Below are 8,510 nucleotides of genomic sequence, written 5' to 3'. Positions count from 1 at the left end.
ATGTCACAAACGTGACGTTGTATGTTGCCAGCGCCACGGGACTAGTAGCAATGCGCCAAAAGTTAACAGGACCTTCAGTACTCGCTTTGAGGAACATTGCCGCAATGGGAAGGAATAACATTACTGCGAGATATCCCAGAGTGATGCGCCACGTCCAAGGCATGTGAAATAACCATTGCCGCAACTTTTGAGCTACTGAATTGCGAAAACCAAATCGAGGTGCAGGAGATACAGCCATCTGAAGGGATTAGGAGTTAGGGGTTAGGGGTTAGAGGAGAAGTCAAAAGTTAAAAGTCAAAAGTCAAAACTCGTCTTCTCGCCTCTTGCCTAACTAAACAAACGACAAATAACCAATGACCAATGACCAATGACCAATTAACGATTAATTTTGGCTTGAATTTGGTCGAAAACTGCTCCGTCTTCAAAGAATTTAGCTTGGACTGCGTTCCATCCCCCAAAGTCCTTCACCGATCCGAGATTTTGCACTTTGGGGTATTTGTCGGTATTTTCCTTGGTTTGAGCTACTGTCTCGTCCACGGGTCGGAATCCAACTTTGGCAAACTCTTGCTGCGCCTCGGGTGTAAATAGGTATTTCACAAAAGCTTCGGCAACCTCACGAGTGCCATGTTTATCTACGTTCTTATCCACTACAGCGATGGGGTTATCGATGGAGATGTTGACATCGGGAATGATGTAAGACACCTTCTCGCCTTTTTGCTGTGCTAGAAGAATTTCGTTTTCGTAGTTAATTAAAGCATCTCCCTGCCCTTGCTTGAAAAAGACATCAGTTGCTTCTCGCGCATCTTTAGTTAAAATCGGCACGTTGCCATAAACTTTGCTCACAAAGTCGAGTGCCTGTTCTTCGCTAGCACCAGTTTTGATGGCAGAATTCCACAGCGTCAGGAAATTCCAACGGGCAATCCCGGAAGTTTTCGGATCGGCAGTAATCAAGCTGACTCCATCTTTCGCCAAATCTGCCCAAGTCTTAATACCTTTGGGGTTATCTGGACGAGTCACTAGTGCAGCAACAGATTTAGAAACAATGCCATTATCGGGAACTTCCTTCTCCCATCCTGGCTCAATGAGTCCTGCTTTCTCGATTCTGCTCGTGTCGAGGGCAAGGGCTAAGTGGACGATATCTGCTTCCAAACCATCAATTACGGCGCGAGTTTGGGAACCAGAACCACCGTAGCTAGTGCTGAAGGTCACGTTTTGGTTATGTTCTTGCTTCCACTGCTCGACAAATTTAGGAATAATCGCATCGTGAGCAGCTTTGGTGACAGCAAAAGAAACGAGAGTCAGTTCTACATCCTGCTTGTTTGCCGCTACAGGATTGGCAGCAGGGTTTTGAGTCGCCGAATTATCTCCACCACTACTACAAGCGGCGATCGCCACGCTCAAACTCACCCCAACTAAAAATAGCGATGCCAAGCTTTTGACCGAATTCCACCTGAGTCTACCAAGTTGCTCAACCGCCAGATGCCATTGCTTCCAGGTCTGCTGCCACCACCTCATATCATTGTCTCCTAATAATCTACGAATCTTTGGTAGAACTACCGTATTTAATCTGCCTGGTCATAGATATTACAGAGTCAAACCAAAAAAAGCAAGAAAAATCCACGTTCTCCGAGCGAGAATGTGGGGTTTATAGACAATGGATGAAGATTTGAGCGCGATTGCTAATGGCTAATAGTTAATTATCCGTGACTATTAGCCACTCTTCTCAAGAGCTGTTCGGTTTACGATTCATTTGCTAAAAACGCTAAGGGCTAGTGCAACTACGCACTAGCCCTTAGTTTCTAATTCCATAGCCCTTTTAATCGTTATCCCATTGTTCTCTACCAATCAGATCGCCGATGCGATCGCGTAGCAAGAAATCACATTGCTCTAATTCGCACTCTATGCAAACCCATTCCCGTGCTGGAATGTACTGACACAGAGTATAGATTGGCTGCTGGCGGCTAACCAATCCTTTTTGTACCAACTGACGGGCTTCATCTTGGATTACGTCCAAAGAATATCGGATTGGTGGCACCGTATTTACACTCATAGTTTTAACCTAAGTTTCGATCGGGGTATCGGATGTGGTGTTCTCTCAAGGTGGCAGATGGGTAAATAATTAATTGAAGTTGGAAATTTTGTAGTTGACTATACTGAAATTATCCCTATTTTGACGTTATATCATTCAACTATATATTAACAAATATTGAGACAGTCAACAAATCTTGACAAAATGTTCGCCACCTGTCTATGCTTGAACTTTTTCAAGAGCTGGTGCATAGCCCTTTTAATCCTATATTTTTTGGTTTAGGAATGGGTTAAGGTTTTGTCATATCTAACTCAGGTGAGATAGAAGAGGAAAAAAAATCTATCTTAAGATAGAGAACTAAATCGACCTAGCAAATAATGTAGATAAGGAAACTGCCTGAGCTGTTGGCATTTGCCCGTAAGAGAAAGCGCAAGGAATAGACGGTAGTATGGGCAGCAACTGCTGGAGGACATATGGACTACCGTAAACTACCAGTGCTTGAAGATTACCTGAAGCTAATAATTTCTTAACCCATACCTGTCCTACTTGCGCGATTCCAGCACTTCCGCGAAAAGGATTACCGCGAATGAACAGCTGGAGTAGAGTTGGGCAATCGTCATCAGTCTCAAAAACGACAGGGGTATGGCGATCGCAAAGCTGTGTTGTATAGCCGTGCTGAGTAGGGAGAGCGATCGCAGGTGCTTTGCGGTGCAAGAAATCGCATCCAAGTAACTCATCGACCACAATCAAATTCCTCAATTTTTTTGACTCTGAGGCAGATTGTGCTGGCATCAAAGGCAAGTTTCCTACGACCTGAGAAGCACTTAAAATCTCATTCACGACTGCAAAAGCTTCCGGTTGAGCCAACTCAAAAATTGTCTCCCTTGTCTCCCTTATCTTTCTTCCCTGCTCCCTGCTCCCTGCTACGCGGCTCCGATGGCGAGGAAACCTCGCCCTCTGCCCGCTTCCCTGCTCCCTATTTTCGTTGCTAACCTGTAACTTAGCCTTCCAGATCCGCTCTACAGAAGCACGAATTCGCTCTTTGGAGATGCGTCCGGTTTCAACAGCAGTACAGACAGCTTGAATTGCGCCTTCAGGATCGACTGGCATCAGTAAAATATCTGCTCCAGCTTCCACTGCGAGTACAGGCGCTTCGTTGGCTCCATAGCGATTGGCGATCGCCCCCATCACCAAAGCATCGGTAACAATTAAACCCTCAAAACCCATGTTCTGACGTAGCTGTTGCGTCAAAATGTGCGATGAAAGGGTAGCTGGATGTTCGGTATCCCAACTGGGTATAAGTAAATGGGCGCTCATCACCGCATCTACCCCAGCCGCGATCGCCGCTTGGAAAGGTGGTAGTTCGATTTCTGCCAATCTTGCCGGAGAATGAGGAATGGCTGGTAAATCTAAATGAGAATCAGCAGCCGTGTCCCCATGCCCAGGAAAATGCTTAGCTGCTGTGAGTACGGGATAAGATTTTGCCCCTTGAATATAGGCACTAGCTAGCTGGCTGACTATCGCTGGATTGTCGCCAAAGGAACGGACGTTAATCACAGGATTATCAGGGTTGTTGTTGACATCTACTACAGGAGCAAGCACCCAGTTAATCCCAACAGCTAAGGCTTCTTGAGCGGTAATTGCTCCCATTCGAGCTGCATATGTTTGGGCGAGACTGAGGTTGTGGGATGCGATCGCTCCTATTGCCATTGGTGGAGGAAACCAAGTCGCACCAGCAAAACGCTGTCCCACCCCTTCCTCAATATCTGCGGCAATCAATAACGGAATTGTTGCCCAGGATTGCAATTGTTGCGTTTTTAAAGCGATTTCTGCTGCACTTCCACCCAATAGAATCACACCACCTACACCTAGTCCTACCAACCGCTTGAGCTTATCTGTAGTTGGTTCCCAGCTAGGATAGAGAATCTGGTGGTCGAATAAGTAGCCAGAAGCTCTAACCACGAGCATCTGAGCCACTAGTTCTGTCAAGGAAAGAGTATCGAGATTAGGTAGCGATCGCATGACCGGGGATTAGGAGTTAAGTTGATGGTTGACTCTTAACTGTCAACTGTCAACCGTCAACTGTCAACTGTCAACTACCAACTACCCATTACCCGTAAGTTGTCACCGCCAAGTTGGGGTTGGGGTAACTGTACCATTAGGCATAGTTGTCGCTCTATATCTTGCCCCTCGTGAATTGACTAAATCCATAATTGCACCTCTGAGGTTAGCACCTTCTAGGTTGGCAGCCATTAAACCAGCACCAGTCAAGTTCGAGTTGACTAGAACAGCAGATTTGAGGTTTGCGCCGATTAGTAATGTCTCAAATAAATTAGCACTTGAAATATTTGCTGTCTCCAGATTTGCATCGCTTAAATCTGCACCTGCCAGAATAGAACGAGATAAGTTAGCACCTTGAAGATTGGCATTACGCAAGTTGGCTCTGCTGAGGTTTAAGTTATTCAGGGGTGCGTTACTTAAATCACATCGAGGACAAGCATTTGTCCGTTTTAATTGTGCTAGGTCTTGGGGATTATAAGCCTGAGCTGAAGCCATGAAACAAAGAGGAGCTAGCAAAGTAACGGTAGCAAGAATCGAAATTTTCATTGTCTAGATAACTTAATAATCATGTGTTGATGATTTGTGGCTGCTGGAGCCAGGCATAATAATTCGCGCTCCCGACTCAAAATCAGAGCGCCTCAAATAGTTCGGTTTAACAGAGTTGCTCAGAAGCAAGACTCTAATTATAAGATTCCCAAATCTGCTCCTTTGTTTCCCTTTTTAGCCGTAGTAACTAGGTTCATTACCAGGTTTCCACTTAATATTGCATCCAACACTAGGCTTTTGCTCGGTTGGCACGGGACGCGAGGCAAGAACTGCATCAATAGCAGCTCGCAAATCTGAACCCGTTACAGGCTTACCATTACTAGGACGGCTATCATCTAACTGTCCGCGATAAACTAATTTTTGCCCTGCATCGAACAAAAAGAAATCTGGAGTGCAAGCAGCGGTATAAGCCTTAGCTGTTTCCTGGCTCGCGTCATAGCATACGGGGAATGGCAAATCTAATTCCACTGCCATTGCTTTGAGCTTTTCTGGAGCATCATCGGGGTAGTTGTGAATATCATTGGCACTAATAGCAACCATCCCTACATTTTGGCGATTGTAATCTTTACCGAGTTGTGCTAGCTCCGTTTTAACGTGTTTGACAAAAGGGCAATGCTGACAAATAAACATCACTAGCAAAGCCTGTTTGCCAGCAAATGTAGATAAAGAGATCGTGTCGCCAGAAACAACATCTGGAAGTTGAAAATCTGGGGCAAGAGTGCCCAGGGGCAACATAGTAGAAGTTGTTAAAGCCATAATTAAGAACTCATAAGTTAAAATTCTCTATATTACTCATTTTCTGGATGATAACCAATCGCTGTTAGAGAACAGTGGTTGTAAAGTACAGTAGTTTTCAAAGAGATCGCTCAAATTAGCTCGCATTCAAGTCTCTAGATTTAAAATCTTACAGTAAAAGATATTACAAGATTTTAGTGTTGTGCAATTTCTGCGCCAGCACCTAATTCTACATAAAAAAGAAGTACATTCGATTCAGAATGCGATCGCGCACGAGTCAATCGTGGGTGACTTTAGATGTCGCTGCTTTTATGGTGCAGATGTTGGCTGCGGCTGGGGCTGATTTGGCGGCTGCTGATTTTGGGGTTGTTGGTTGTTTTGCGGTTGCTGTTGCGCTTTCAGGGCTTCTTGAGCCGTCATCCCCTCACCACCATTACCAAAAAACCAAATCGCTGATGCAGCTTCGGCGCGGGTAACGGGTTTTTTCGGCTGTAACAGTGTGGTATATCCGAAAACCCTGCGAATATTTGACTGCTCCCCATTTTGAAAATCTGCTATGACCGCACGTAAAGCTTTGGGATCGATCCGCGCTGCATCTTGGAATCCCCATGAATCTTTGACAGCCTCTAAGGAGGCGTTAGGCAAGGCTTGGCGGGTATCTAGAGGAACTTTCCAAAGAATCAACTGTTCCCGCGTTAACGGGGCATCAGGACGGAATAAAACCGCCGTTCCGTCTCCTGATAAGGAACTAGGAATTAAACCTGCTTCCGCGAGTCCCTGGATAACGGAGAAATCAGGATCGTTGCGCGGTACATCTCGAAATGCTGGTTGAGCTGCGGATGATGCGGCTCGAATTTGTAGTGCTGGACGAGTGGCTTGAATGCGATTATTGGCTTCAAACAACCAACGAGCAAATTCCCGGCGGCTGACGATCTTACTTGGATTGAATTGCCGGACGGAATCGGCTTGGCTGCTTTTGGCATTAGTTGGTTCGAGGGGCAAAACACCCAAAGCCGCCAGATTTGTAATATATTGTTGCAATTCTTGAGGGGCTTGGCTTAGGTCGTTGAAGCTTCTCTCGGCTGTGTCAGAAGTGACTGAGTTGCCTGTCTGTGTCTGAGCTGAGTTTTCCCCGCTGGTTTGGGGTGAGGGTGTAGGAGTGGCGGCTGTAGCTGGAGCATTTCGCTGATACTGAATGGTAAATTCCGTGCTAGCAGCAGGATCTATTCCAGGGTTCGGCTGGTTGGGTGTAGGAGTCGCATTCGGCGGAGGGGTAGATGTCGTTCTTGGCGCGATCGCAATTTTTACTAACAAATCGTTTCGCCGCGCCTCAATCGTCGCATTATCTGTTTCTCCCTCCGATGGCGGATTGACAATTTGCCAGTTATTTGACTGAAATTCCTTTTGGTAAAAGCTTTGCACGACGTTGATCGGATCGACACTCACCCAACGAGTTTCTGGCGGCGAAGACTCGTTTTCAACTGGTACAGATGCTACCAACTGAGCATCGGGATAGCGCGGAATTTCTGAAGGAAAGTCGGCTGGTAACTGGGCGAGCGCCCCATTCGGCTGATTTTGCCGAGCTGAATCGGTAGTTTGGGTAGAAGTGCCAGAATTGCTAAACGGTCGATTGGTCTCCAACTCAGGATCGGCAGCTAAAGTGCGCTCCAACTGCTGAGCGTTAGGACTGTTGGCGCAGGCAGTTACAGCAAGCAACAAGCAGGTTAAACTAGCTAATCGAGCGCTTTTTGAAAACAACACGGTTTTTCAGTATATATACTAGTTTTACGCTAGCGTAGGACTGCCCAATATCTGTAATTCTACGCTCTTTACCATCTTAGCTATATGCAAAAACTAAAATAGATATTAAATTTAAGAGGAGGCTGATTTATAATCCGCTATGGCTACTTCTTTCACCTCCCACTAAGCGTTACCTGTTAGTTGCCCGTGCTGAAACAAGATTGCATGCAGGTTTCATCTGAACAGCAGACCTCAACTGAAGCTAAGCTTCAATTACTGCTATTTGTAGATGAGCGTCCCAGTTCGCGACAGCAAATACAGCAAATTCGTCGTTATCTCAAGCAGCTACAAGCTGAGTACCCGTTTGAATTACAGATTGTCAATGTCGGGGAACAACCGTATCTAGCAGAACACTTCAAACTGGTGGCTACACCCGCTTTGATCAAGATTTATCCAGAACCAAGACAAACTCTTGCCGGAAGTAATTTGATCGAGCAACTGAGCAACTGGTGGCTGCGGTGGCAGCAATCAGCCGAGGCTCAGGCAAATTTAGTAGCAGAGTTAGCCGAAACCTCAACGAAACCGAAGAATTTAGAAAACCTAAACAACTCGGGCAACAGTTGCGGTACTTCCAATGTCGCCGCGATTCGTTCTGTAGCTGATTCGGTAGAAGTGATTCGGCTTTCTGATGAAGTATTTCGCCTCAAACGCGAGCAGGAGAGGTTATTGGAGCAGCTTCAGTTTAAAGATCGAATTATTGCAATGGTAGCGCACGACCTGCGCAATCCTCTGACAGCTGTGTCTATCGCTGTAGAAACCCTTGAAGCTCAATTTCTATCGACTAAAAAGGGGAGTTTTTCTGCATCGCCTGCTTTATTAACTCAGTTGTTCAAACAAGCTCGCAGCCAAGCTAAGATTATCGATCGCATGATTGCGAGTTTGTTACAGGTAACGCGGGGTTCTAGTGCCGAACTACAAATTCAACCCCACAAACTAGATTTAATCGAGCTATACCAAGATGTAGAAGCACATATTCAGGATCGCGCTCGGACTAAATCGCAATCTATCCAATCCGATCTTCCTAACGATTTACCTGCGGTTTATGCCGACCGAGAAAGGGTAAGGCAAGTCTTGATCAATTTACTTGACAATGCGATGAAGTATACTCCCGAAGGAGGCACGATCCGTATTTCTTGCCTGCACCGCACAACACAGAAGGTACAAGTCAGCGTTTGCGATACTGGGCCTGGAATTCCTGAAGAAAATTACGATCGCATCTTTGAAGAGCGGTTTCGCCTCAAGCGCGATGAAGCTAAAGATGGTTATGGTATCGGTTTAGCTTTATGTCAACGGATTATTAGAGCGCACTACGGGCAAATTTGGGTAGACTCAGCCCCCA

The 8,510-nt window shown here is 45.9% G+C and carries 7 protein-coding genes and 1 pseudogene; 1 reads left to right on the top strand and 7 read right to left on the bottom strand.

Going from position 1 to position 8,510, the window contains the following annotated elements; translation table 11 throughout:
* From ACRC32_RS23875 to ACRC32_RS23845, 7 genes and pseudogenes are all read right to left on the bottom strand, one after another.
* Positions 1–238, bottom strand: a pseudogene (locus ACRC32_RS23875) (sulfate ABC transporter permease subunit CysT); the annotation flags it as partial.
* 137 nt (positions 239–375) lie between these two features.
* Positions 376–1,515 (bottom strand): sulfate ABC transporter substrate-binding protein, encoded by a 1,140-nt coding sequence (locus ACRC32_RS23870; RefSeq protein WP_438556311.1) that lies wholly within the window; start codon positions 1,513–1,515, stop codon positions 376–378.
* A gap of 301 nt (positions 1,516–1,816) precedes the next feature.
* Positions 1,817–2,050, bottom strand: coding sequence for a DUF4327 family protein (locus tag ACRC32_RS23865; RefSeq protein ID WP_015155351.1), 234 nt, complete (start codon positions 2,048–2,050; stop codon positions 1,817–1,819).
* A 336-nt stretch (positions 2,051–2,386) separates the two neighbouring features.
* Positions 2,387–4,051, bottom strand: coding sequence for a glycoside hydrolase family 3 protein (locus tag ACRC32_RS23860; protein ID WP_438556310.1), 1,665 nt, complete (start codon positions 4,049–4,051; stop codon positions 2,387–2,389).
* Positions 4,052–4,153: 102 nt separating this feature from the next.
* A complete protein-coding gene (locus ACRC32_RS23855; RefSeq protein ID WP_438556309.1) occupies positions 4,154–4,636 on the bottom strand; it encodes a pentapeptide repeat-containing protein in 483 nt (160 codons plus the stop codon).
* A 174-nt stretch (positions 4,637–4,810) separates the two neighbouring features.
* Complete coding sequence (locus ACRC32_RS23850) at positions 4,811–5,392, bottom strand: thioredoxin family protein (RefSeq protein ID WP_438556308.1); 582 nt, start codon at positions 5,390–5,392, stop codon at positions 4,811–4,813.
* A 288-nt stretch (positions 5,393–5,680) separates the two neighbouring features.
* A complete protein-coding gene (locus ACRC32_RS23845; protein WP_438556307.1) occupies positions 5,681–7,132 on the bottom strand; it encodes an S-layer homology domain-containing protein in 1,452 nt (483 codons plus the stop codon).
* A 186-nt stretch (positions 7,133–7,318) separates the two neighbouring features.
* Here ACRC32_RS23845 and ACRC32_RS23840 point away from each other — a divergent pair.
* On the top strand, positions 7,319–8,510 hold a 1,192-nt coding region (locus ACRC32_RS23840), incomplete at its 3' end, for a histidine kinase (RefSeq protein WP_438556306.1).

This window comes from Chroococcidiopsis sp. (genome assembly GCF_051657925.1).
Classification (GTDB): domain Bacteria; phylum Cyanobacteriota; class Cyanobacteriia; order Cyanobacteriales; family Chroococcidiopsidaceae; genus Chroococcidiopsis.
This window is presented reverse-complemented; position numbering and strand designations above follow the sequence as displayed.

What these genes read in the sequence shown, in the direction of transcription:
- ACRC32_RS23870 (WP_438556311.1), bottom strand. Translation starts at nt 1,515, where the DNA reads ATGAGGTGGTGGCAGCAGACCTGGAAGCAATGGCATCTGGCGGTTGAG.
- ACRC32_RS23865 (WP_015155351.1), bottom strand. Translation starts at nt 2,050, where the DNA reads ATGAGTGTAAATACGGTGCCACCAATCCGATATTCTTTGGACGTAATC.
- ACRC32_RS23860 (WP_438556310.1), bottom strand. Translation starts at nt 4,051, where the DNA reads ATGCGATCGCTACCTAATCTCGATACTCTTTCCTTGACAGAACTAGTG.
- ACRC32_RS23850 (WP_438556308.1), bottom strand. Translation starts at nt 5,392, where the DNA reads ATGGCTTTAACAACTTCTACTATGTTGCCCCTGGGCACTCTTGCCCCA.
- ACRC32_RS23855 (WP_438556309.1), bottom strand. Translation starts at nt 4,636, where the DNA reads ATGAAAATTTCGATTCTTGCTACCGTTACTTTGCTAGCTCCTCTTTGT.